The 22,974-nt window shown below is 40.1% G+C and carries 22 protein-coding genes and 3 tRNA genes; 10 read left to right on the top strand and 15 right to left on the bottom strand.

From position 1 onward, the window contains the following. The 7 genes from LX64_RS16960 to LX64_RS16990 form a co-directional block, all read right to left on the bottom strand. Entirely contained in the window at nucleotides 1-990 is a 990-nt protein-coding gene (locus LX64_RS16960; RefSeq protein ID WP_211324839.1) for a VWA domain-containing protein, read from the bottom strand. Next, nucleotides 980-1,477 carry a DUF4381 domain-containing protein gene (locus tag LX64_RS16965; RefSeq protein ID WP_111598873.1) on the bottom strand — a complete coding sequence of 166 codons (498 nt, stop codon included), beginning with the start codon at nucleotides 1,475-1,477 and terminating at the stop codon, nucleotides 980-982. Before LX64_RS16965 ends, LX64_RS16960 begins: the two co-directional genes overlap by 11 nt. Further along, nucleotides 1,474-2,424 (bottom strand): DUF58 domain-containing protein, encoded by a 951-nt coding sequence (locus LX64_RS16970; protein WP_111598874.1) that lies wholly within the window; start codon nucleotides 2,422-2,424, stop codon nucleotides 1,474-1,476. Before LX64_RS16970 ends, LX64_RS16965 begins: the two co-directional genes overlap by 4 nt. After that, entirely contained in the window at nucleotides 2,421-3,383 is a 963-nt protein-coding gene (locus tag LX64_RS16975) for an AAA family ATPase (RefSeq protein WP_111598875.1), read from the bottom strand. The genes LX64_RS16970 and LX64_RS16975 overlap by 4 nt, the downstream gene beginning before the upstream one ends. Before the next feature lie 74 nt (nucleotides 3,384-3,457). After that, the gene (locus LX64_RS16980) at nucleotides 3,458-5,020 is read right to left on the bottom strand and encodes an arylsulfatase (RefSeq protein WP_111599099.1); all 1,563 of its coding nucleotides are present in this window, start codon (nucleotides 5,018-5,020) and stop codon (nucleotides 3,458-3,460) included. A 136-nt stretch (nucleotides 5,021-5,156) separates the two neighbouring features. Next, the gene (locus LX64_RS16985; RefSeq protein WP_111598876.1) at nucleotides 5,157-5,594 is read right to left on the bottom strand and encodes a putative periplasmic lipoprotein; all 438 of its coding nucleotides are present in this window, start codon (nucleotides 5,592-5,594) and stop codon (nucleotides 5,157-5,159) included. A 25-nt stretch (nucleotides 5,595-5,619) separates the two neighbouring features. Beyond that, nucleotides 5,620-7,884 (bottom strand): serine hydrolase, encoded by a 2,265-nt coding sequence (locus LX64_RS16990; protein WP_158538657.1) that lies wholly within the window; start codon nucleotides 7,882-7,884, stop codon nucleotides 5,620-5,622. Between the two features lie 155 nt (nucleotides 7,885-8,039). On the opposite strand from LX64_RS16990, the gene LX64_RS16995 reads away from it, so the two are divergent. The 5 genes from LX64_RS16995 to LX64_RS17015 all read left to right on the top strand — a co-directional run bounded on the left by LX64_RS16995 (nucleotide 8,040) and on the right by LX64_RS17015 (nucleotide 12,722). Next, a complete protein-coding gene (locus LX64_RS16995) occupies nucleotides 8,040-9,467 on the top strand; it encodes an amidohydrolase family protein (protein ID WP_111598878.1) in 1,428 nt (475 codons plus the stop codon). Nucleotides 9,468-9,595: 128 nt separating this feature from the next. After that, nucleotides 9,596-10,183 (top strand): TetR/AcrR family transcriptional regulator, encoded by a 588-nt coding sequence (locus tag LX64_RS17000; protein ID WP_111598879.1) that lies wholly within the window; start codon nucleotides 9,596-9,598, stop codon nucleotides 10,181-10,183. A gap of 23 nt (nucleotides 10,184-10,206) precedes the next feature. Continuing rightward, nucleotides 10,207-10,560, top strand: coding sequence for a GIY-YIG nuclease family protein (locus tag LX64_RS17005; RefSeq protein ID WP_111598880.1), 354 nt, complete (start codon nucleotides 10,207-10,209; stop codon nucleotides 10,558-10,560). Between the two features lie 397 nt (nucleotides 10,561-10,957). Continuing rightward, the gene (locus LX64_RS17010) at nucleotides 10,958-11,839 is read left to right on the top strand and encodes a phytanoyl-CoA dioxygenase family protein (RefSeq protein ID WP_111598881.1); all 882 of its coding nucleotides are present in this window, start codon (nucleotides 10,958-10,960) and stop codon (nucleotides 11,837-11,839) included. A gap of 52 nt (nucleotides 11,840-11,891) precedes the next feature. Continuing rightward, the gene (locus LX64_RS17015) at nucleotides 11,892-12,722 is read left to right on the top strand and encodes an SDR family NAD(P)-dependent oxidoreductase (RefSeq protein WP_111598882.1); all 831 of its coding nucleotides are present in this window, start codon (nucleotides 11,892-11,894) and stop codon (nucleotides 12,720-12,722) included. Between the two features lie 953 nt (nucleotides 12,723-13,675). Here the strand turns inward: LX64_RS17015 and trxA are convergent. From trxA to LX64_RS17035, 4 genes are all read right to left on the bottom strand, one after another. Then, nucleotides 13,676-13,993, bottom strand: a complete 318-nt coding sequence (gene trxA / locus LX64_RS17020) for a thioredoxin (protein WP_111598883.1) — start codon at nucleotides 13,991-13,993, stop codon at nucleotides 13,676-13,678. A 287-nt stretch (nucleotides 13,994-14,280) separates the two neighbouring features. Continuing rightward, nucleotides 14,281-15,687, bottom strand: a complete 1,407-nt coding sequence (locus LX64_RS17025; protein WP_111598884.1) for an MBL fold metallo-hydrolase — start codon at nucleotides 15,685-15,687, stop codon at nucleotides 14,281-14,283. Between the two features lie 80 nt (nucleotides 15,688-15,767). Further along, on the bottom strand, nucleotides 15,768-16,550 hold the full coding sequence (locus LX64_RS17030; protein ID WP_111598885.1) for a sulfite exporter TauE/SafE family protein: 783 nt from the start codon (nucleotides 16,548-16,550) through the stop codon (nucleotides 15,768-15,770). 59 nt (nucleotides 16,551-16,609) lie between these two features. Continuing rightward, the gene (locus LX64_RS17035) at nucleotides 16,610-17,248 is read right to left on the bottom strand and encodes a Crp/Fnr family transcriptional regulator (RefSeq protein ID WP_111598886.1); all 639 of its coding nucleotides are present in this window, start codon (nucleotides 17,246-17,248) and stop codon (nucleotides 16,610-16,612) included. Between the two features lie 179 nt (nucleotides 17,249-17,427). On the opposite strand from LX64_RS17035, the gene LX64_RS17040 reads away from it, so the two are divergent. Continuing rightward, nucleotides 17,428-19,404, top strand: a complete 1,977-nt coding sequence (locus LX64_RS17040) for a GH116 family glycosyl-hydrolase (protein ID WP_148707357.1) — start codon at nucleotides 17,428-17,430, stop codon at nucleotides 19,402-19,404. 55 nt (nucleotides 19,405-19,459) lie between these two features. Here LX64_RS17040 and LX64_RS17045 read toward each other — a convergent pair whose 3' ends face one another. Next, entirely contained in the window at nucleotides 19,460-19,864 is a 405-nt protein-coding gene (locus LX64_RS17045) for a hypothetical protein (protein ID WP_111598888.1), read from the bottom strand. Between the two features lie 379 nt (nucleotides 19,865-20,243). Between LX64_RS17045 and LX64_RS17050 the strand changes: the two genes are divergently transcribed. The 3 genes from LX64_RS17050 (at nucleotide 20,244) to LX64_RS17060 (ending at nucleotide 20,650) form a co-directional block, all read left to right on the top strand. Then, nucleotides 20,244-20,316, top strand: a tRNA-Gly gene (locus LX64_RS17050). Between the two features lie 55 nt (nucleotides 20,317-20,371). Continuing rightward, a tRNA-Gly gene (locus LX64_RS17055) sits at nucleotides 20,372-20,444 on the top strand. A gap of 133 nt (nucleotides 20,445-20,577) precedes the next feature. After that, a tRNA-Gly gene (locus LX64_RS17060) sits at nucleotides 20,578-20,650 on the top strand. Nucleotides 20,651-20,796: 146 nt separating this feature from the next. Here the strand turns inward: LX64_RS17060 and LX64_RS17065 are convergent. Next, nucleotides 20,797-21,072: an acylphosphatase gene (locus tag LX64_RS17065; RefSeq protein WP_111598889.1), complete on the bottom strand. Its 276-nt coding sequence runs from the start codon at nucleotides 21,070-21,072 to the stop codon at nucleotides 20,797-20,799. Nucleotides 21,073-21,145: 73 nt separating this feature from the next. Further along, nucleotides 21,146-21,445, bottom strand: a complete 300-nt coding sequence (locus LX64_RS17070) for a hypothetical protein (protein ID WP_111598890.1) — start codon at nucleotides 21,443-21,445, stop codon at nucleotides 21,146-21,148. A 335-nt stretch (nucleotides 21,446-21,780) separates the two neighbouring features. Here LX64_RS17070 and LX64_RS17075 point away from each other — a divergent pair, with 335 nt between their 5' ends. After that, on the top strand, nucleotides 21,781-22,182 hold the full coding sequence (locus LX64_RS17075; protein ID WP_148707358.1) for a hypothetical protein: 402 nt from the start codon (nucleotides 21,781-21,783) through the stop codon (nucleotides 22,180-22,182). A 102-nt stretch (nucleotides 22,183-22,284) separates the two neighbouring features. Here the strand turns inward: LX64_RS17075 and LX64_RS17080 are convergent, their stop codons facing one another. Beyond that, nucleotides 22,285-22,878: a 2'-5' RNA ligase family protein gene (locus LX64_RS17080; RefSeq protein WP_158538658.1), complete on the bottom strand. Its 594-nt coding sequence runs from the start codon at nucleotides 22,876-22,878 to the stop codon at nucleotides 22,285-22,287. Nucleotides 22,879-22,974 lie beyond the last annotated feature (96 nt).

The following is a 22,974-nucleotide window of genomic DNA, read 5'->3' on the forward strand; positions in this document are numbered from 1 at the left end:
TTATAGCGCACCTTTGAGCCTTGTTAAATGAATTGTTCCCATTATAAATTGTACTAACAATGCTATTAGTACTGCCGCTAGTAAAGGATAATAATAGAGTAACTGGGTTGGGCGGTAACTTTCTTCTTCATATACAACGGGCGTTAACTTATCCAATGTTTTATACACGTTTGTCATATCACCTTCATTCATAGCATTGAAATATTGCCCGCCTGTAGCTTGTGCAACATCTCGCAATGTACGTTCATCCAAATCATAGCCTCCAGTACCGGTTGCTTTGCCAATACCCATGGTATAAATTGTAATGGAGTCCTTATGGGCTACGTTCGCAGCATCAACCGGCGCCAATTCGGTACCGGTATCTACCCCATCTGTTAACAAAAACATGATCTTTTGCTTAATAGTATCTGCTTTTAATATGTTGGAGCTAAAGGCAATGGCATCACCAATATTTGTCATTTGCCCTGCCATTCCCACGGCTGTTTGATCTAATAACCATGTAATGGTCGATAAATCTGTTGTAAGTGGAGCTTGCAAATATGCATCGCTTCCAAAAACAACCAATCCAATTTGGTCGCTCTTCCGTTTCGCTACGAAATCTTTCATGAGTGATTTCACCGCATTCCAACGACTCATACGTTGCCCACGCACTAGCCAATCGGTTTGATCCATACTGAATGAGATATCGGCTACAATGAGGAAGCTGCGTACAGTTTTGGCTTTCTTGCCTGGTTTACCCACGTATTGTGGCATAGAAGCTGCTCCTAATAAACACAACCAACAAAGCATCAATCCTAACCACGTAAAAAAATTCCTTCTCGATACCCAAGCGCTCCGTTTTGCACGTTGCCCAGATACTTGCTTGGCGCGATCAAAAAAAGGCGCCAGCAAGCTCAACCGTTTCCTATGCATCGGTGGTAGTAATAAATACACGAGCAAAGGTAACGGTAGCAAGAAAAACACCCATTTATATGCGATTTCAAACTGCATGTTTATGATGAATAATCCAACGTTTTGTTTTTTCAATAAAGCCGTTAGCTATATTTTTATCTACTTGTGTAGGCTTTCGATATAAAGTATCGAATAACATCTGGCCTTCTTCTTCTGTAAAAGAATGTTCCTTCCATGTAGTATTCAAAAAATTGATCCAATCTTTACCATATAGATACGCCACTGTACCTCTTCCATAATTACGCATCGACAAACGTTTTAACAGCATACTCGTTTCATAAATCAGCGGTACATCTTGCTGCTGTTCTTTCCAATACTTTTCTCTTTCTTGTAAGTAACGTAAAGCTGATTTTCGATAGCGGTTTCGTTTATAATATTGATATACTAAATAAACGCACAATGCCACAATCAATACAAATAGAACACCTACTACGTACCATCCCGGCTCATTGAAGCTAAACTTCACAGGTGGTGGTTCAATAACATCGTCGAACTGTTGTGTTGTATGTTGAAAAAGTAATATCATCGTTTAGTGAGTTTTCCCATGTGTTGCATCACTTGTTGTTCAACAGGTAAAGTTGTATCCATTTGCACCACTGGGATATGGTACATCCTGAACTCATCGGATAAACCACGTAATAACTTACTGTATGCTTCTTCGTATTTTTCGCCCCAATGATGCTTATTGTTCTGCCATGTAATTTGCCTTTTTCCATTGCTCAATACAATACGACCATTAGGTAGTGCTCCATCAAATGGGTCTGAAATATGTACTAGCATTACATCATTATGCTGTGAAAGATTGCGCAGATGCTTCTTCGTATCTTGATTAATTGTACTAAAGTCACTAATTACAGTAATAACATAATCATGCGTAATAACCGACCTTGCTTGTTGCAGAATTTCATTTAAAGGCAATATGTTACTGGTGATTGCTTTACGTTGAGGTAGTAATGTGTTCATATCAGCAATCGCTTGTAACACGTATTGAACATGACTTTTGCTTCTCTTAGGAGATATGTATTGATGTGTTGCATCATTGAAAACAATACCCCCTACTCGATCTCCCCGTTTTACAATATAGAATGCACTGAGGGCCGCTGCTTGTGCAGCAATAACCGACTTTGTATACATTTTCGATCCAAAAAAAAGAAAACTAGTTTGATCAACTATGATAAACCCTGGGCGTTCTTTCTCTTCATTGAATACTTTAGAATGTGTAATACCCGTTCTTGCTGTAACCCGCCAATCGATATTTCTAACATCGTCACCTGGCACATATACACGTACTTCTTCAAAATCCAATCCTCGTCCACGTAATTTCGATGCATGCCGACCAGCCAATAACGAGTACACAGGATGTTGCGGTAAAATGGGCATGTCTTGCACATAATACTCGTAGCGCATCAACTCCTTCAAGGAAATCGTTACCCCGGTTGGATATGCTTCGTTATGTTGCTTTTGGGAACTCATGCCGGAACAGCTACTTGTTTTAATAATTCATCGATCACTTGGTTCGTTGTTACCTTTGAAACGTTTGCTTCGTAGCTTGTTATAATTCGATGGCGTAATACGTCATGCACAATATACCGAATATCATCGGGCGTTACAAAATCGCGGCCATCGAGCCATGCTACTACACGCGAGCATTTATCTAAACTGATCGTGCCACGGGGACTGGCACCGTAGTTAATCCAGCGACCTAAATCTTCTCCAAAATTTGATGGATAGCGCGTAGCTGTAATAATATCGGCAATGTATTTCTCTGCAGCTTCATTTACTTGAATTTGATTAATCTCTTTTCTAGCATCGAATACAACTTGTTGAGGAATACTTGTAATTTTTGCCGGTGCTTCCTTGGATTCGTTCCGTACCAATCGCATAATAGCGATTTCGTCATCATGATTGGGATAATCGATTTCTATTTTCATGATGAATCGATCGAGTTGCGCTTCGGGTAAAGGATAAGTACCTTCTTGCTCAATGGGGTTTTGCGTAGCTAACACCATGAATAGCGGTTCTAACTGGTGTGTTTTACCGGCCACCGACACTTGTCGTTCTTCCATCGCTTCTAACAAAGCTGCTTGAACTTTAGCGGGCGCGCGGTTTATTTCATCGGCAAGAATTAGGTTTGAAAAAATGGGGCCGGGTTGAAACATAAACTTTTGCTCTGCCTGGGGTTGGTACACTTCGGTACCGGTAATATCGGATGGTAACAAATCGGGGGTGAATTGAATCCTGCTCAACTTGCAATCCAAGTGTTTCGCTAGGCTTTTTACTGCACGGGTTTTCGCAAGCCCGGGTAAACCTTCTAACAACACATTCCCATCCGTTAGGAGCCCAATAATTATTTTACGAATTTCATCATCTTGACCGATGATATTCTCGCTCATGCCTTTAATGAGCGCTTGTATTTGTTCGCGGTTCGTCATGGTGAAAATGCTATACCGTGAAAAGAAGCCCTTGTTGCTGTATAAGCAACAAGGGCGATATCTACATGAAAGATTTATCTACCGGGGTGACCGCCCGCTGCTGATTTTAATGCTTCGGTGAAGGCATCAATATTAAAGCTTGCAGGTCGTTGTCGTGGAGGGAATTGCTTATAGGTAGCAAGGTATTCTCCCACGCGGTTTGCAGAAGGTAATATTAAGAAAGCACGATCCATAAACCATTTATCGTAGTAAGCAGAGGCATGGTCGAATGCATACTCGAATGGATCAGACCTTAGATCTTCTAATAATGGCGCTCTCAATTTTATCATTGGGTCGCGCCAAACAGCTACACCTTTAGATAATTGTAGTTGGTAGTTGAATTTCCAGCGGCCTTGACGGAATGCTACTAATTCCCCATCATCATTAAAGTAGAAGAAATCTTCCCTGGCACCTTTTTCTGTTTTGCCAGTTAATAATGGCAATTGGTTATATCCATCTAGATGTACTTTAAAATTCTTGCCCCCGGCATTATATCCACCCCTTACTTTTTCAACAAGGTTAGCATCGCCACCTGCAGCAGCTACTAAAGTAGGTAGCCAATCTTCTGCTGAAAAAATTTCATTAATGACGGTTCCGGGTTTTATCTGACCAGGCCAACGAACCACGCAAGGCACACGAAATGCACCTTCCCAGTTCATATCTTTTTCACCTTTAAAGGGAGATGCACCGCCATCAGGCCATTCGCACTTCATGGCACCATTATCAGTACTATAAATAACAATGGTATTATCTGTTAGCCCTTGATCATCTAAAAATTTGAGTAATTCACCTACCATAGCATCATGTTCTACCATACCATCGGCTTGTAAACCAAGGCCGGTTTTACCTTTTGAACCAGGCTTTAGATGTGTATTAACGTGCATTCTTGTTGAATTAAACCAAACGAAGAATGGCTTACCTGCGTCTTTTTGACGTTTCATAAAATCGATAGAAGCTTTATAGAACTCTTCATCGACTGTTTCCATTCTTTTAATCGTAAGTGGGCCTGTATCTTCAATTTTGCCATCTGCGGTAGATTTCAAAACACCTCTAGGTCCATATCTTTTCTTAAATGCAGGATCTTTGGGGTAATCTTCATGTTCTGGTTCTTCTTCGGCATTGAGGTGATAGAGGTTGCCAAAAAACTCGTCGAATCCATGCCTAGTGGGTAAGAACTCATCGCGATCACCAAGGTGATTCTTACCAAACTGCCCTGTGGCATACCCTAATGGTTTCAAGAATTCTGCGATGGTGGGGTCTTCTTTCTGTAAGCCAACAGTGGCACCAGGCAAGCCAACTTTTGTTAATCCTGTTCTAAATGGACATTGCCCAGTAATGAAAGCGGCGCGCCCCGCTGTACAGCTTTGTTGCCCATAATAATCTGTAAACATCAGCCCTTCGTTGGCAATCCGGTCTATGTTCGGCGTTTTAAAGCCCATCATACCACGATTCCAACAGCTTAGGTTCCAAAACCCAATATCATCACCGAAAATCACGAGAATATTAGGTTTCTTTTGGGCGAAGGAAGCATTTGCACTGGCTACACTAAAAACAGCCAGCAGCAAGCATAAACGGTAAGTAGCTTGTAGAATTTTCATACGATTCAAGGAATTAAAGCGTGTAGCACAAGGCATTGCTTGCACATGAATATTTTCCGAATCGATGAGTGCTTGAAAATATGCTTAGAGAGAGTGAATCAATAAAATAACATGAATGACGATAAATGGTTCACAACTATTTTTTTACCAGGGAGATTTTATTCAGCAATTTTTTCCCATTTTCATATACCAACATGGTACAACCGCTACTATCACATGCTTCTACCGTTAATAAATATTTACCATCACGTAGTTGTTGGTACTGGCCGGTTTCATTAGGCCCTTTACGTGGATTATAGTAGTATTGCACAAATACCCCGTTTCTTTCCAAGGTAAAAATCATACTCAAATCGCCATTAGTAGCCTTCGCTACATTGAAATTACTTGACTTTACACGGTATACACTATCAATTTTAAAATGGGTTGACCTTGTTGCATTAATCGCCTGTAAAGCCTGCTGTTCTGGTATTTGGAGGGTATCCATGTGTGAATCTACCGCGATTTTGGGCCCTGTGGTAGCTTGACAAGCTGCAAATAATATAGCTATTCCTATGATAATGAATGATTTCCGCATATTACTTGAAGATATAACAATTTCCCTAATTTAGAATATCCAGCAGTAAACTAGTCATATCAAATCTTGGGAAGTCGCCATTATTACTCAATAGAATTATGTTAATGTCTTTTGTAGGCTCTTGTACGAACATGGAGTAAAAACCGCCATCGGTACCGGGGTGGTATCTAATTTCATGCTTCTTTGACACATAAAACATTGTTTTATCAATCATCCAACCAAAACCATAATTAGCATCCCAATCTTCGTAAAAACTTCTTGGGGTATACATTTCACCAGTTCTATCGGTATTCAAAATTTTAAAGTCTCTTAGGCCTTTATACCAATTCAATAAGTCTTTTGCATTAGACGTTATCGCGGCGGCACCCGTTAAATTGCCAATTGGGTATCGTAGTTCAGGCTGAAAGCCTTCGTAACCTTTTGCCATTAAAGTATCGGAAGGAGTTGCCGGTCCCCAAAAACTGTGTGTCATTTGTAATGGTTGGAATACCTTTTCCGATAGTAAGGTTTGTAATGATTTGCCTGTTACAGCCTCCAAAGCTGCCGCTAATACGATATAATTAGAATTACTGTATTGAAATGATTGACCAGGATGAAACTGGAGTTCATCGCTACAAAACTGTGTAACCATCTCTTTTGTACTATACGACTTTCCCATGTACTTGCTAAGTTTTTCCATGTCGTTGGTTAGATTGGGGATACCGCTTTGATGCGATAACAATTGGCTAATTGTAATGTTGCCATGTGCGAACCATGGCAAAAACTTACCGATTGAATCTGAAGTTTGCCAAATGCCGTCTTGTACTAATTGCATACAGAGTATAGCTGTGAATGGCTTAGCGAGGGAACCAATTCTAAATTGTGTATGAAGGCTATTGGGGATTTTCTTCTCAATATCTGCATAACCCAATCCTTTGCTATAAATAACTTCTCCGTTTTTATACACAAGTGCTACACCATTGAACTGCTTTTTTTGATAGTAAAATTGCAGCACGGAATCGATGCGAATAGCTGGATCTTTCGGCCATTTAGGTATGCGGTTAGATAAAAGCTTCTTATAGTTAGCACTCTCGCGGTGCGCTTTTATGCTGGCAGCTACGGAATCTACATCATAATCGGCCGGTATCAAATTATATTCCTTCCAAAAATCATCTACCGTAGCACTACTCTTAAATTCAATGTAACGATTGTCACCCATCGTTTCATTAGATGGGAAAGTTGCTGTTGCTAAAGTATCGATAGATGTTACCAAGTAATCAATTTTACTGAGGGCATTCACATCGAAATGTACACGTGGACTATGGATTCTCCAGTTCGCCCTTTCTTGCACTTTATTCAAAAAGTACCGCCCGTTCAAATTTTGATAAGCAATACTGATAGTATCTTGGAGAATGGTTTCATATACATTCAACATCTTCATTAATGCGCGTTGACTTAAGCTTTTCACCATCCAATATTTCAAGCCTTTAGGGCTTAAACTATATTCACAAAAAGTAATGGCATAATTATCTACATGAATGTACATGTGGCCTTTGTACAGGGCTTGCTTGATATCATCGCGTTGGTCGAAGCTAATATCATACACTTCTTCCCCGTTGTACATCCTAGTTCCATTGAGTTTAAATTGGTGTTGCTTCAACCCTTTATTGGTTAAGAAATCTGAATTATCTACATTCTTCACTACATCATATTCGTATACATTTTCCGGTTTTAAACCGAAGAGGATATAACTCGTTCCTTTAAAGGGTGAATTATCCGTTTCCATCCTTGCCTTTTGCAATTTAAAGCGGGCTCTATTGTAGTTAGCACCTTCTTGGTATACGTCAAACACCGCTTCCGACAAATGGATATAATCGTTACTCTTGCGGGCTGCATACCTATAAAAACCACGTGTAACGTGTGGTTTTGTATAATAGTTCTGTGAGAAATTTGTAATGGCGCGACGAACAATATCGACAGGCGCTACGGCTTTTATTTCAACGTTTTGTAGTTGAATGGTGAGTGGTGAAAGAAAAATAGGATCACGGGTAATAGCATTTACATGAACTTTCAAAGGTTCAAAGCTAATGTGCGTTATTAGTACGGAGTCAACCTCTTTAGCTGCATCTACTTTTAATTCAAAGCGACCTTGTTGATCGGTAACTGTATTAATACGCAACCCGGGTATGCTAATGGTGGCGGCTGGAATAGGTTGTGCATTTGCTGCATTTTTTACAAAGCCAGAAATTACGCGTTGCGCTTGTAGTTGAAGTGTACAACACAATAATAAAATAGGTAAAAATGGTTTCATGGAGTTTGCATTAACAGCCGTGAAATTATACGATCGATCGTTAACCAAATGTGAATTAACAAATCTTTGCCCGGTGAAATATACCTGTATAGTTTCAAAAAGTACCAGCCAACGCCCTTCAATCATGGTACTTTTATTGTCGATATTTTACACACATGAAATTGAAAAATCTCTTTGTAGCAGGCGCTAGCTTGTTATCTCTTTCCCTTGCTGCTCAGCAAAAGCAAGTGGATGTACTGATTAAATCGGGTAACATTATTGATGTTAAAACTGGGCAAGTCTTGAAAGGTCGCACTGTTGCGATTGAGAAAGATAAAATTATAGCTGTGGTAGCAGATAAGGATGCGAAACAATTCCGCGCTGCTAAAACACTCAACGCCCGCGGTAAATACATCATGCCGGGTTTATGGGATATGCACATGCACTTTGGTGGTGGTGATTCTATTATCCACGAAAACAAGAACTTCTTGCCGCTTTACTTAGCGCATGGAGTTACAAGCATCCGCGATGCGGCGGCTGATATTAGTCCTGCTGTGCTAGCATGGCGTGATTCTATTAACAAAGGTACCTTGCAAGGTCCTACGATTTATACTTCTGGTCCTAAATTAGAAGGTTATAAATCAATCTGGCGTGGTGATATAGAAATTGGCACTAGCGAAGAACTCCAACAAGCGTTAGACTCTCTACAAAAACTGAAAGTCGATTTCATAAAGATCACAGACAATACCCTATCTCCTGCATTGTACATGGAAAGTATCCGCGAAGCGAGAAAACGTGGCTATAAAGTATCTGCGCATATTCCTAATTCCATTCCCATGAAAGACATTGTGGATGCCGGGTTAAGTTCTGTGGAACATTTAGGTTACATGGTAAAAGCAGGTATTAATAATGAAGCAGAGATCTCTCATCAAATTGCCAACGGCACACTGAAAGGTAAAGACATAAGCGCTGCTATCCGGGCGAATTATGATACCAGTGCTGCCATGGCCATGTATCGTTACATGGCAGAACATGGCACCGCAGTTACACCCACCTTGAATGGCAGCTACGCTATAGCCTACCTTGATCAAAATAACCATGCTAACGATCCATATTTACTGTACCTCGGTAAAGGATTATTAAATACCTACACTTGGCGCGTAGAAATGGCTAATAAAGCCGATGCTGCCGCTATTAAAGCTCGCCACGAGAATTTTGAGCGTACAGCAGCTGTGCTGCCTCTTCTACAAAAAGCAGGTGTAATGATTCTAGCTGGCACGGATGCCGGTTATTTGAATTCCTACAATTACCCAGGTATCGGTATCCACAGTGAGTTGGCATTATTTGTCAAATATGGTTTAACACCCTTACAAGCATTACAAGCATCTGTAATAAATGGACCGGCTTTTATGAATAAATCCCAATACGGCAGCATCGAAACAGGTAAGCTGGCCGATGTATTAATCTTAGATGCAAACCCATTGGAGAACATCAGCGCTACGGAGAAAATCCATGCTGTTGTAACGAAAGGTAGCTTGCTAACAAGGTCGGATTTAGATAAAATGTTGACTGAAATTAAACGTAAAACCGCGATGGGATTGTAATTCCACCATATCCAAACACTAAAAAGGTCGCCCCTAAAGGCGGCCTTTTTTATTTTATTTCTGAACAATATTTTATTTTATGAACAGTGTTCAGTAATTTTACACCCGTTCATACAATAACAAGCTTTATGGATAAAAAGGAATTGCAAGAGCAAAGAATGAAAGGTTATTTCATCGATGCTACAAAAGAAATATTAAAGAGCGAAGGATTAAAAAGCCTCAGTGTGCGAAATATCGCGGAGAAAGCGGGGTATTCTTTTGCCACACTATACAATTACTTCCCAGATGTAAAACACCTGGTTTTCTATTGTGTACGCGACTTTAGAGAAGAATGCCGTGCCTATGTACAATCGCGGTTAGAAGGTGTTACCAAAGGGAAAAAACGTATCCGTGCTATTGTATTGGCGTACATGGAGTACTTCGTGCAATACCCCGGTATTTTCGAACTTTTCTTCATCGAAAAGCTATCAGACATCGATCATCAAAAGGAAACCGCGGGTTTAATCGTGCACTTCTTGCAGGAGCTTTGCGAGGAAGATTGGGCTGTATGTGCCGCGAAAAAAGTATATACCGATGTTGATATTCAACTCAAACAATCCCAATTATCCATTATTACAACGGGCATTTTAGTATTGTACATGCATAGAAACACACCAGGTAATTACAAAGCCTGTATATCGCTCGTAAATGCACAAATGGATCAAATACTAAATTGACAAACAAATAATTGATATATAACATGTCGAACCGTAAAGAATTAATTAATGCTTATAAACAACGGGACCCGCAAATTGGAATATACCAGGTGCGTAACACCGTGAATAACAAGGTATATGTTGCCAGCAGCATGTCGCTAGAAACCGTATGGAATTCACAACAGTTCCAATTACGTAGTAATGGTCACCCTTTCGAGGCACTACAGGTGGAGTGGAACGAGTTTGGTGCGGATAAATTCGTATTCGAAATTCTTGCTACGCTGAAGCCCGAACCTACCATGAATGTAAAATTTGAGCTGAAAGCATTGGAAAAGAAATACATCGACCAATTGCAACCTTACGGTGCAAAAGGCTACCATAGTACGTTGTACCAATGAATGACGGATTTCTTATTCACTTATTAGTTGTTTATACTTCCATAATAGCTGCCGTTATTTTTCATGATAGAAATGTGGGATTTTATTTTGTGAATTGAAAATCCCACTTTATATTTGTCTACAATTCCGATAGACTTTAAATAGTTAACATCATGAAAAAGCCAATCAACAAGCATGTAGCTATTCGTGCTACTCAACAAGATATACTTTTTCCTATCCAGCCAATGGTTGCCCCTTCCTGCTGTTGTCGAATGTGTTGCTAATAACATTCGGCGATTTACTCTGCCTATTTTCGCTTCAACATCATTCAAACCTACAATTTACCAATAACCAACCGTCCCCTGCAGATGTTTGCAGGCAGGCCATTTCGTGTCACTCCATCACAAAAACAACCATCATGAAACAGATCGACCAAGTGACTTTCCGCTTTGGGAAAGCGCTCAATAACGAACAAAAAAATTACTTCAATAAATACGGCATCCTACATTTCAAACAATTCATTGATAAAGAAACCGTACAACAATATATTGCCGAAATTGCCGGTGTAGAGCGTTTGCTACTGCAAAACGAGATTCAGAAAGTAAATGGTATTCCGTTGAAATTTGGCCAAGACATTAACGGTGCGCCACTCATACAGCGTATTGCTTTTGCTTCTCATTACAGTAAACCATTGCGTGATTTTTTGAAAGATGTCAGGTTACAATTGCTCACGCAACTGCTTTCTCCCTATGCCGGCCGAATTGGCGAAAATGAAAAAGATGGCTTAGTGGTTAACCACTATGTTAATGCTGAAACCAGCAATTACAAACAACTAGGCTGGCATACCGATAGCCCACGAGATTTATTCCTCGGCTCGCGCATATTGCCTATGCTGAATGTGGGTTTGCATTTGGATGATTGTCCTTATGAAAACGGCGGGCTGCGTGTATTAGCGGGTACACATCATCAGAACATCTTCTCGTTGTTATTCAAGAAAAAATATTTCATTGATCATAAAGCGGACCCCAATGAAGTAGGCTTCGATATTGAAGCGGGTGATCTTACTGTGCACGACGGCAGGCTTTGGCACCGAGTTCAACAGTCGCCACTAGTGGGTGAAGAAAGCAGGCGCAGGGTGATGTATATTCCTATTATTACAGGGGAATATCAACCCAAACACGCTGAAAGTCCTACCCCGTTCTATCATAAACTTTCGCAAATAAAATTATCACAATATCTACAACGACCCGCCACGCTTAATGCGAAAAAAGCAAAGCATTTAGCAGACATCAAGGGCTAATTCCAATTTGTTACTATCCTATTTACTATTCGTTTATTCAAAAATTACAATCATGAGTTATGCTCTCGTAACCGGCGCGGCTAAAGGCATTGGTAGAGGAATTGCCCAATCGTTGGCAGCAAAAAAATACGATTTATTATTAGTGGATATTGATGCCCAACAATTGCAAACAACAGCCGATAACATTCACACACAATACGGTGTAGATGTGCAAACCTTGCATATCGACTTGTCGAAAGAAGATGCGATTGAAGAGATTTTTGTTTGGTCGACGCCATACCAACGAAGGTTACACATTGTGGTAAGCAATGCTGGGTATGGATTAAACGGGCGATTTGATACGCTTGCGCTCGACGAGCAATTGAACATGATAGATGTAAATATCAAAGCACAAGTAAAATTAGCTTATCGCTTCATCCCGGTTTTAAAAGGTTTCAAACAGTCCTATTTATTACATGTAGGCAGTACAACTGCCTACCAACCTGTACCCTACTTGAATATTTATGCAGCAACGAAAGCATTTGTTGTTCAGTTCACGCGCGGCTTGCGGCATGAACTCCGCTCGTCCAACATTTCTGTAAGTTGCTTAATTCCAGGCAGTACAGATACCGATTTTGTACACCGTGCGAACATGCAGGCACATACGAAAAAGACGGCGGAGAAATTTAACATGTCGCCGGAGGAAGTAGGAAAGATTGCTGTTCGTGGGTTATTACAAAGGAAAGCTGAAATCATTCCGGGCTTTACCAATAAATTAAATGCGTTGTTACCTAGGTTCTTTCCACACCAATTCGTGGCAAAAATCGCTGCGCGCATTTATAAACCTATAGAAAAAACGCAACCCGCGGAAACGCGATATGCGACCGGGGTTACGCTAGTTTAAATCGCTGCTGTTTTAGTTTCTCTCTCTACGCACCTCTCGTTGACAATGCATCAATGTTGGGGTGCGTTATAGGGAGCATTTTATCAACCATTATCCTTTTACTTATGCTGATTGCACTTGCTGCTATTTACTTGGTTAAAACATGGAAACGATTAAGGGGTAACTTAGTGAAAGCCTAAGTTGTTCATATTCAGCTTTTGAAGGTTTTTCCTATACATCACCATCACCAGTTTTGCCACCTGCTTACATTAATACACCTTTACTCTTGCGGCTCAACAGGTCGACACCTGCATTTATTGGCATTATTTAGTGTCAATTTACGGCTTACCCTTAAAAAAGAGGCAACAACTTCACTTATACAAATTGAAGCCGTAATCAAGCCCATTTCCAACATTTTCATTCCTTCACTATGGTATTTGTATAAAAAATACAAACAACACCACTCACGAGCTAAATGCGACACTAAAATCATGTAAATAGTTGTTCTATAATGTTTTACAAAGCACGCATCTAGCTCTATTTTTACTAATACATTATAAATCATCCTGTTATAAGGTGGGGGGATAGGCTTAGGATAGGCTTGAGATAGGCTTAGGATAGGCTTGAGATAGGCTTGGGATAGGCTTGGGATAGGCTTGGGATAGGCTTAGGATAGGGTAAGGATAGGGTAAGGATAGGCAAAAGATAGGGTCGGGATAGGGTAACGATAAGGAAAAGTAAGGTATATCGATGGAACACCTGTAAATACTGTAGTAACGCATCTATTAGCGTTGAAACACGATGTAATTACATGGTGGTTGCATGAAAACTACATGAAAACTACTTGGTAGACACATGGGGATTACATGACAAAAGCATCATTCGAAAGTAATGGGAAGATTGGGTTAACTATTAGCGGCTTAGGGGATAGCTAATGTGTAATGCATTCTTTTACAAAGAAAACGGGATGTTTATCATCCCGCTGCAACTTGATCTAATACGTTTTTGAGTGAATTAGCATCGAGTACACCAGATTGTCGCCATTTGGGTTGGCCATTTTTGAATACAATCATTGTTGGAATGCTTTGTATTTGATAGGCTTGTGCGATTGCTGGGTTCTTATCGACGTCTATTTTTATGATGGTAGCGTTTTCGCCTACGATAGATTTAACTTTTTGAAGAATAGGTGCCATAGTTTTACATGGCCCACACCATTCTGCGAAGAAATCTACCAGTACCGGTTTATCACTTTGAATCACATCATTAAAGCTCTTTTTGGGTTGATTTTCCATATTTCTCCTGTTTTATATGAAAAGAAGGGTGCAAATACCCTGCCGAGGGAAAAGGGCTGTTGTTATGGCATATTACCTATGTACACACGGCAATTGTTACATGTAATTTACTTAGAATGGTACTTTATGGCATACAAAAACAACAAGCCGCCTAATTTCCCTAAAATGCTTAACCAGTACCGGCGGCTTGTTGTTGATCGGCCCATTGACCGACCTTACATCACTATTTCTCTGTCGCGTTTCTACTATAATAACAACCTGTTTATTGCAAGGTTATGTTAAAACTTTTATAACATCGTGGTAGGACAAACAAACGCGCTAATGTTAAAATTCCCACTCTCTTTTATCGATTTAAAGCCTCCTTGTACGTCTACCAAGTTATCATATCCTCGGGCCCGTAAAATCGAATTAAAGATCATTGAACGGTAACCGCCTGCGCAATGCACATAATAGGTTTTTTGCTTATCTAAAATGGGCAATTCGTCGTTAATATAATCGAGTGGCACATTTGTAGCCCCAATGATGTGTTCGCTGTTAAATTCGCTAGCTTTCCGCACATCTAGGATGTTTGCTGGATCAATATCTTTCAATTCAATTGCTGGAACCGATGGAATAGCATCTATTTCCTTACCGGCGCTTTGCCAAGCTGCAAACCCACCTTTCAAATAGCCTATAGTGTAATCATATCCTACGCGTGCTAAGCGTGTAATTACCTCTTCTTCACGACCCGGCTCTGTAATCAATAAAATCTCTTGTTTCACACTTGGTATAAGTGTTCCTACCCAAGGCGCGAAGTTGCCATCAATCCCGATATTGATCGAATTGGGGATAAAACCTTTCGCGAACGTTTGCGGATCACGGGTATCTAATAACAATGCGCCCGTTTCATTAGCAATGGCTTCAAATTGAGCTACATCGAGGGCTTGTTGGCCTCTTTTCAGTACATCTTCAATTTTATCATAGCCTTGTTTATTCATCATTACATTCAATGGGAAATAAGCCGGTGGCGGTGTAAGGCCTGTTGTTACTTCTTTAATGAATGTTGCTTTATCGAGATCAGCGCGAAGCGCATAGTTCGTATCAAGTTGATGTTGTAATGTATCGGAGGTTTCTTTACTCATGTTTTTACCACAGGCGCTACCTGCACCATGCGCGGGATACACGATGATATCACCGGGTAATGTCATGATTTTATCGCGGAGTGAATCATATAATAAGCCGGCTAGCTCTTCTTGGGTTTTATTGGCTGCTTTTTGTGCCAAATCTGGTCGACCTACATCACCAATGAACAATGTATCACCGGAGAAGAGTGCTTTGGGTGTATGTTCTTCATCCAACAACAAGTACGAAGTACTTTCCATTGTATGCCCGGGCGTATGTATCACCTTGATAAAGATGTTCCCTAAAGGCAATATCTCACCATCTTTTGCTACGTATGCATCGAAAGCAGGTTGTGCTAGTGGTCCGTATACAATCTTAGCACCTGTTTCAGCGGCTAAATCTATATGGCCCGACACAAAATCTGCATGGAAGTGTGTTTCTAAAACGTATTTAATAGTAGCCTTATTTTTCACCGCTTTTTGCAGGTAAGGTTTTACCTCCCGTAATGGGTCAATCACAGCGGCTTCACCATTACTTTCAATATAATAAGCGCCTTGCGCTAAACAACCTGTATAAATTTGTTCTATGATCATGTTAAAATTGGTTTTCGATTATGTAAATTTCTTATTCTTTTGAAGGAAAAAACGTGACCAAAATCACGTCCCTACCCGTTTTAAATCATTTCTATCAAGAAAATAAACGCCGCAACAGCCACTAGGAAAAAGCCAAAAAGCATTTTCAATTGGGCTGCAGGTACACGTTTTCCCCATTTCCAACCCGCCAGCATACCGGCGAAGGCAATGGCCGTAAGGAAAAACAAGAATGTCCAATGCAAATCAATGTGCGTAATATCAATAACGAAGCCGGTTAACGTGTTTAAGGCGATAAGGAAAAGTGATGTTCCCAGGGCCTGCTGGATCGGCATACCAATAATAAGTACTAAAGCAGGCATCAATATAAACCCTCCTCCTGCGCCTAGCAAGCCCGTAATGAGCCCAGTTGCAATGCCATATATTATTAACAAACTATTGCTATGCTTAGTTGTATGGGCCGGTTTTTCTGCTCGGTCCCTTAGCATCGCGATACCTGCTACACACATCAAAGCGGCAAACAACAGCATAGTTACATGGGCGGAAGAAATGGTAATATGTTCATTGGAAAATAGAATGGTAGGAATGTGCGGAACAAGGAATTTCCGAACTAAAAACACCACGAACATCGATACACCACCAAACAGCATAATTACCCTACCGTTGGTTCGTAATTGTGGTTTATGTAATACAGCCCCTACTGCACTCGAAACACCTACGATGAACAACGAGTACGTGGTGGCTAACATGGGCGGAATCCCTAGTAAATATACTAATACCGGCATGGTTAGAATAGCTCCCCCACCACCGATCATACCCAGTGAAATACCAATAAAAAATGCTGCTATAATGCCTACTATGAACATGCCGAATAATTTTATACGGCAAATGTTCCATTTAATCAACCATTAAAACGTGACCAACATCACGCTTCGAGCTGAATAATTTCAATTTGAGCATTTTTGAGTAGGCGGATCATGCCTTTTTCCGATAATTTTTTCATCAGGCGGGAGATAACTTCACGGCTGGAATTTAGTTCTTGGGCGATCTCGGTATTGCTGATGGTGAGGATATTTGTTTGGTGCGTGTCCTGGTAACGCTTTAAAAAGAAAATTAGGCGTTCATCCATATTACGGAATACTACATGGTCGATGGTTTGCAATAACTCTTCGAAACGCATCCGGTAGCTTTCGAGTACAAAATAATACCAAGAACGATAATTTAACATCCATTGATCCATATATTCCAAGGGGATGCTGACTACATTTACGAGCGTTTCTGCTTTGGCCATTACTTCACTGGCTTGTTGACGGGTAGCACAAATCATCGATAATGCACAAGCTTGCCCACCTTGTAGGTAATACATAAGGAATTCGTTGCCTTCATCATCTTCCCGGTAAACTTTTACGGTTCCGTCTAAAATAAGCATGGTACTACGGAAATATTGGCCTGTGCGCATAAGCTGTTCGCCTGGTTCGAACGTGTGAAACGTGGCGTGTTGAAGGATTTCTTCTGTGAGGGAAGGATCGAATTGTGGGAATTTCTCTTGAATAATATTTGCCATGCCGTTGGAATTTGTAATGATAAAGTTACGGAATATTAAAACCTTGATATATGAAACCCATGAAAACCAGTATCATGGCAGCTTAACACGATAATTCGCAGAATAAAACAAATATTATTCGTAATATTATCCCCTTTCCGCCTAGCGGTAGATTATAGCATATAAAATAGTAGGAACCATTGGACACAACATCCCTAACGCCTAGCGATATTAAACAACTATATCAAAAGGGGAGCGTTAGCACGTATTATAAAAGCCGGCAAGAGTTACAGCACATCCGCATGCCTGTGGGTGGGCTGTTCTGTGGTGGCGTTTATTTACGTGGCGATGGGGTATTGGTGGATTGGGATATTGATCCGAATTTCCAACATTTACGGAACATCTTACAAGGCTTTTCTATTCATATTCAACACCCTAGTGGAAATATTACCCGGCCATTTGATGAAGATAGCTGGCCTGAAATTGCCTTCGAAGCAACTTACCCCGTAGCAACAATTGCTTATATCGACCCATCTTTACCTGTTACCATAAAGCTGGAAGTATATTCTCCATTAATTCCCTTGAACGAAACGGATAGTAGCTTACCATTAACGGTATTCAATTTCCATGTTCAGAATAACGATTCCCAACCTATTTCTGCCCATATAACCGGTTGGTTAGAAAATAAATTAGGTGGGGTAAGAATCAATACGGCACTGGTACATAAGAAATGGAAAGGTGTGCATTTACAAGGTACGGCAGAGGGCGAGATGAATTTTTGTATTGCCGCCATTCGAAACGATGCCATCGTTCAAACTCAACAACAACAGCAGCATTCTATTCCATGCGTAGACACTTATTCCACGCAACAAGAAAGTGAAACATTATTGGCGGGTGTTACAACGCAATTACAAGTATTACCGGGCCAGCATGCTGCTACGAGTTTTGTGAATGCTTGGTATTACCCAGGTATGCCGCATTACCATTTCCAGTTCCCGCATCTTGAAAGTATTGTAGAATACTTCGCTGAAAACTTTCAACGCCTACAATATCAAACACAATTGTGGAAGAAAAATATGGCCGATACCACTTTACCCAATTGGTTAGTGGAACGGTGCTTCATGCAATTAGCTACATTAACAAACTATACTTTATCGGATTATAAATTTGGCGGCGTTCATTCACTAGGAGGTGTGAAAGAACATGACTTCCCATGTGAGCAATTAATTGGTCGTTTATTTCCCACTGTATCGCAACAAATTCGTTTGTTGGATGGAGAAGTACATCCATTCAACAACATGAACGAAATATCGACGTTCATATTACGCTGTTACCGCGAGCATTTACTTAGCTATGGCAATATGCAAAGCGTGGATCAGAAATTCATAATTGAAGTGTATCCATATGTACAGAAAGCTATCAAACAATTAATTGAGCAATACGATCATGATCAATTATCTAGCCTGGCTTTAAAAGCGGCCTATCAATTGGCCAAATTAATGCATGACGAGCCATTAGCTGTTGCATGCCTAGGACATGATATTGTGTTTGAAGAAATGGATATGGCGGCCGCGGCATGGTCGACTCAATTACAATTACAGCATCCTGTAATAGGCCTACAAAGCTTGTACGAAACGTATTTAGAAACGCCTATTACAGAAAATGCTTACCCCTACCAGTTAGCCATGATGCTAATACACCGGGGTATGCATGGCGAGGCATTAAATGTGCTGCATTTATTACACGAACATTATCATCCATCAGCACGAAACCCGTTCAATATAAGTGAACCGGGCTCCTTAGCTAGTTGGGGGGTGATGGTGAACATAATGGGATTTGTGTATGATGGTCAACGTGGTTTTATTAGTTTTGCACCGGTATGGGGAGCCGATCAATTTAAGGCACCTTTTATAGTGGCGGAGGGTTGGGGTAGTTATAAACAGCTACAACAAAGGAAAAAGCAAGTACACGAAGTATTTATAAAGTATGGTATGTTAGAAGTTACAACATTACGTTTTCAGCATGACGATCCTACCAATATACATATCGCAACGGTGGCATTAGAGGGGAAGAAAGTACCGGCGAAAATGCAAAAAGATGGAAGACATATTATCATTTTATTGAGTAAACCGGTGATTATACCGGCCAACCAAGCACTTACAGTTACCTTAACATAAAAAAAGCCTCTCTAAGATCATAGAGAGGCTTTTCTTTTATAGATAAAAACGTTTATTAAGATACGTTAGACGATTGTACGATCACGATTTTCACGCGCAAGTTTGCATTCGGGAATGCTGGTTGCCCACCGCCAACAGGTTGTGATTCGATCGTTAGTTTACCTTGAGAATAGGTGTACGTTAATGATACATTACTGTATACGTTAGGTAAAGCTTCATACAAAGTTCTATCACCACTAATTGCAACCAATATACCATCGATATCTCTTACAGCAGCGTCAATTTCAGGCACATCGAAAGTGATGAAATAGCTATTAGTACTTTGAGAGAAAGTCCAAGAACTTGGGGTAATATCAATCAAAATGGTTTGGTTAGGTTGAACGTACTCGTTTGTAGTTTTTGTACAGCTAGTAAACAACAAGGTTAAAAGCAGGATTGGAATAGATAAAAACGCTTTCATATCATTGGTTTAAGTGATGAAATAGTTGATGATGATTAGTACTACATTTATGTAGCCCTGTTTGTTTAACCTATACCAAATAGTATACCATATTAAGGGAATGTTAAAACATTTGTATAGAAGGTTTTAAAACGGGTTACAAGGAAATGTGACCTATGAACTGTATTAGGCTTGATTTCCAAGATATATAACGTTGAAAATCGTTTTTCATTATGTGATTGAAAAAAGAGAGAAAAGATTTATCTAATAAAAAACGATTATGTAAGTGCGTGAGTGTGCGCAAAAATATTTTTGAAAAAATCCTAAAAAAATTTTGCAAAATGATTCACTTTCATATCTTTGCAATCCCAAACGAAACGGGACAGTTCTTAATAAACAAGCGGAAGTAGCTCATTTGGTAGAGCACAACCTTGCCAAGGTTGGGGTGGCCGGTTCGAGCCCGGTCTTCCGCTCAAGTTTTACTAGCGAAAGGTTAGTAATTGTATTTTCTTTTTTTGATATTTTTTTGCGGAAGTAGCTCATTTGGTAGAGCACAACCTTGCCAAGGTTGGGGTGGCCGGTTCGAGCCCGGTCTTCCGCTCTAAGAAATCCAAGTTGTCATCATTGCAGCTTGGATTTTTTTTGCACTGCTTGTGAAAGGAAACTTTTAGGACTCGTGCAAGAAATTACTAGTAAAAGGCTGGTAATTGTATTTTCTTTTTAGATGTTTTTTTGCGGAAGTAGCTCATTTGGTAGAGCACAACCTTGCCAAGGTTGGGGTGGCCGGTTCGAGCCCGGTCTTCCGCTCTAAGAATCCAAGTTGTCATCATTGCAGCTTGGATTTTTTTTTGCCATAATGTGAACACCTCCCACTGACAGCTAAGTTATTTCACGAAAAAGCCGCTTACACAAAAACGTGTAAACGGCCTTTATACAAACACTAAAGAAGTTGATTAATAATCGATTTCGAAGTTCGTGTAATGACGTATTTCCCCATTCTTGATTTCCAATTCTGCTACCTTGGCCTTTGTGGGGCCTATCCTGCACCAAGCTACGAACTGTTCTACTACGTGGGGCACACCTTCAGCGACAATAAATACATTCCCATCAGGCATATTTTTCACAATCCCGAAAACACCCATTTTATCAGCTACAGATTTCGTAGTGGCCCGAAAATACACACCTTGAACAAGTCCTTTTACGATGATTTCCTTGTTGACGATATTCATAACAAATACTAACGATTATAAGAATAAAAGAAAGTGATACTACAATTTACTAATCAAATCATTACAAACCATTTTACAGTCCAAGTTGCTGTAATTTAACTTCCAATTCGTTTACCCCGGATGCATAAGCAGTGCTACCTCCAGGTAAAAAAAGGTAAAAGTTGGCAATGCCCTGGCCGGCAGCACATACTTCATGCACTTGTATATAGCGAGAAGGATGAAAGTAAAAGCTTTCCACCGTATCAAGCGTATTATCGCGGTGCATCTGCTCTAAGTAGAAACCGGCTTTGGTTAGCCGTGAATAAACGAGTTGTTCCCGTGATGGCTTTAATCTACCATCTTTGTACACGGGTTTAATAGATACCCATTCCATTAGCACAAATTTTAATCGTTTATAAACACTGCCAGGTTAGTATTTATGAAAAAGGGGTTAACAAGGGGCAAAGAAGCTCTTTGGTTATAACAATGAACAAAAAGGGTTAACGCACAATGCTGTGGCTTATCGTTCGAGAAAAAATAAACTGGATCGCCATGTGCAAACTTGCACATATATAAATTCATCGCGCCAAAATGGGCAATAAAAGGTGTTAACACCAATGGTGAAAAAATTGACATCTACACGCCTGGTGCCAACACCTAGTATATACACACCTTGGAGAATGTACACTACAATGTTGGAACAATCAACGAACATCTACAGATTGCCTTATGGCAATGATTAGCACAATTCCTTTGTACAATTCCCCACTACTCCACTACGCCTATCTTTCGATTCTAATAACAATGGTGGTTGAAGAATATCTCCCCATATTACCGCTTAGTAACCACCCCAAGCAGCAATCATTTACGATGCATCCATTCAACCTCGAGAGGCTTGCATTGCTTGCTCACCACGCCGGTAAAACAAAACAAGTACCTATCGATTTTCTATCAATTACATTTTTACAATTAAAATTGGCATATATTATCCTTGAGATCTATTGTTCATTAAAAAATGAATATGCTTCTACCACGCTACATACACACTTATCATCTTTTCAAAACCAATACAATCCCAATCCGGCAAATTTCTTTACCGGTGACGATGTTGTTCTAAGAAATATGAAATAACAAGGAAAAACGAGAGAAGCTGTTACTGAATTCGCATACGCGAATAGAACACGTTCAACCTTTTTGAATTATATACAGTTCAATTAATTGACTTATCAATTATTAAGCAGCTCTATGAAATAATGGTCCATCATGTGGATCATCCATCCCGAAACTGAATTCACGTACTACTTCGTAATCGCCGCCCATGGCAGGCTTACGCAATAGTAAAAAGCTATGGCAATAAAAACTTCTTACAAACAATTTGTTATCTATTTGTTTTAAGACCTTTTCAAATGCCGGGGAAGATAAGCCCCTTGCTAATGTAATTTGTGGTCGATAATGCTGCGCATCCACTTCGAATGCATTCATAATACGGGAATGCAATGCCTCCACCGGCCTTGGATTTGCTACATTTACGAATATCGTATGTTTCTGTTCTCCCACTTCAGAATGATCAATCCTGGAAGTATATATAGTGAAAGCACTTTGCAATTGAGCTAAGTAGGCTAACACCCCTATAAAATCCTCTTCATAACAACCGGGGAATTCGGAGCGAAATAATGGAATATACGCCGGTGAAAACGACTGACGAGGTTCGCCCAATTCATGAGCAATCATATACTTGTAGTGCGTTACATCCCTGGCAATATGAGCATCCGGGTTAATCACTACTAAGTAATCGTACGTAATTGTGGTAGCTTCATTTTTTTCCATAACCATCCATTTTTATCGATGAATGTTTTCCATTTAATAACACCACAAATATACTAACTATTTTGGCAAATGCTAATAATTTTAGCATTATTTACT

Source organism: Chitinophaga skermanii (assembly GCF_003259335.1).
Taxonomy (GTDB): domain Bacteria; phylum Bacteroidota; class Bacteroidia; order Chitinophagales; family Chitinophagaceae; genus Chitinophaga; species Chitinophaga skermanii.

Coding starts and splice junctions, on each gene's coding strand:
- LX64_RS16975 (WP_111598875.1), bottom strand. CDS start 3,383: ATGACGAACCGCGAACAAATACAAGCGCTCATTAAAGGCATGAGCGAG.
- LX64_RS17045 (WP_111598888.1), bottom strand. CDS start 19,864: ATGAAAGCGTTTTTATCTATTCCAATCCTGCTTTTAACCTTGTTGTTT.
- LX64_RS17075 (WP_148707358.1), top strand. CDS start 21,781: ATGGCAATGATTAGCACAATTCCTTTGTACAATTCCCCACTACTCCAC.
- LX64_RS17065 (WP_111598889.1), bottom strand. CDS start 21,072: ATGAATATCGTCAACAAGGAAATCATCGTAAAAGGACTTGTTCAAGGT.
- LX64_RS17000 (WP_111598879.1), top strand. CDS start 9,596: ATGGATAAAAAGGAATTGCAAGAGCAAAGAATGAAAGGTTATTTCATC.
- trxA (WP_111598883.1), bottom strand. CDS start 13,993: ATGGAAAATCAACCCAAAAAGAGCTTTAATGATGTGATTCAAAGTGAT.
- LX64_RS16965 (WP_111598873.1), bottom strand. CDS start 1,477: ATGATATTACTTTTTCAACATACAACACAACAGTTCGACGATGTTATT.
- LX64_RS16990 (WP_158538657.1), bottom strand. CDS start 7,884: ATGAAACCATTTTTACCTATTTTATTATTGTGTTGTACACTTCAACTA.
- LX64_RS16980 (WP_111599099.1), bottom strand. CDS start 5,020: ATGAAAATTCTACAAGCTACTTACCGTTTATGCTTGCTGCTGGCTGTT.
- LX64_RS17030 (WP_111598885.1), bottom strand. CDS start 16,550: ATGTTCATAGTAGGCATTATAGCAGCATTTTTTATTGGTATTTCACTG.
- LX64_RS17080 (WP_158538658.1), bottom strand. CDS start 22,878: ATGGAAAAAAATGAAGCTACCACAATTACGTACGATTACTTAGTAGTG.
- LX64_RS16995 (WP_111598878.1), top strand. CDS start 8,040: ATGAAATTGAAAAATCTCTTTGTAGCAGGCGCTAGCTTGTTATCTCTT.
- LX64_RS16970 (WP_111598874.1), bottom strand. CDS start 2,424: ATGAGTTCCCAAAAGCAACATAACGAAGCATATCCAACCGGGGTAACG.
- LX64_RS17010 (WP_111598881.1), top strand. CDS start 10,958: ATGAAACAGATCGACCAAGTGACTTTCCGCTTTGGGAAAGCGCTCAAT.
- LX64_RS17070 (WP_111598890.1), bottom strand. CDS start 21,445: ATGGAATGGGTATCTATTAAACCCGTGTACAAAGATGGTAGATTAAAG.
- LX64_RS17005 (WP_111598880.1), top strand. CDS start 10,207: ATGTCGAACCGTAAAGAATTAATTAATGCTTATAAACAACGGGACCCG.
- LX64_RS17025 (WP_111598884.1), bottom strand. CDS start 15,687: ATGATCATAGAACAAATTTATACAGGTTGTTTAGCGCAAGGCGCTTAT.
- LX64_RS17035 (WP_111598886.1), bottom strand. CDS start 17,248: ATGGCAAATATTATTCAAGAGAAATTCCCACAATTCGATCCTTCCCTC.
- LX64_RS16985 (WP_111598876.1), bottom strand. CDS start 5,594: ATGCGGAAATCATTCATTATCATAGGAATAGCTATATTATTTGCAGCT.
- LX64_RS16960 (WP_211324839.1), bottom strand. CDS start 990: ATGCAGTTTGAAATCGCATATAAATGGGTGTTTTTCTTGCTACCGTTA.
- LX64_RS17015 (WP_111598882.1), top strand. CDS start 11,892: ATGAGTTATGCTCTCGTAACCGGCGCGGCTAAAGGCATTGGTAGAGGA.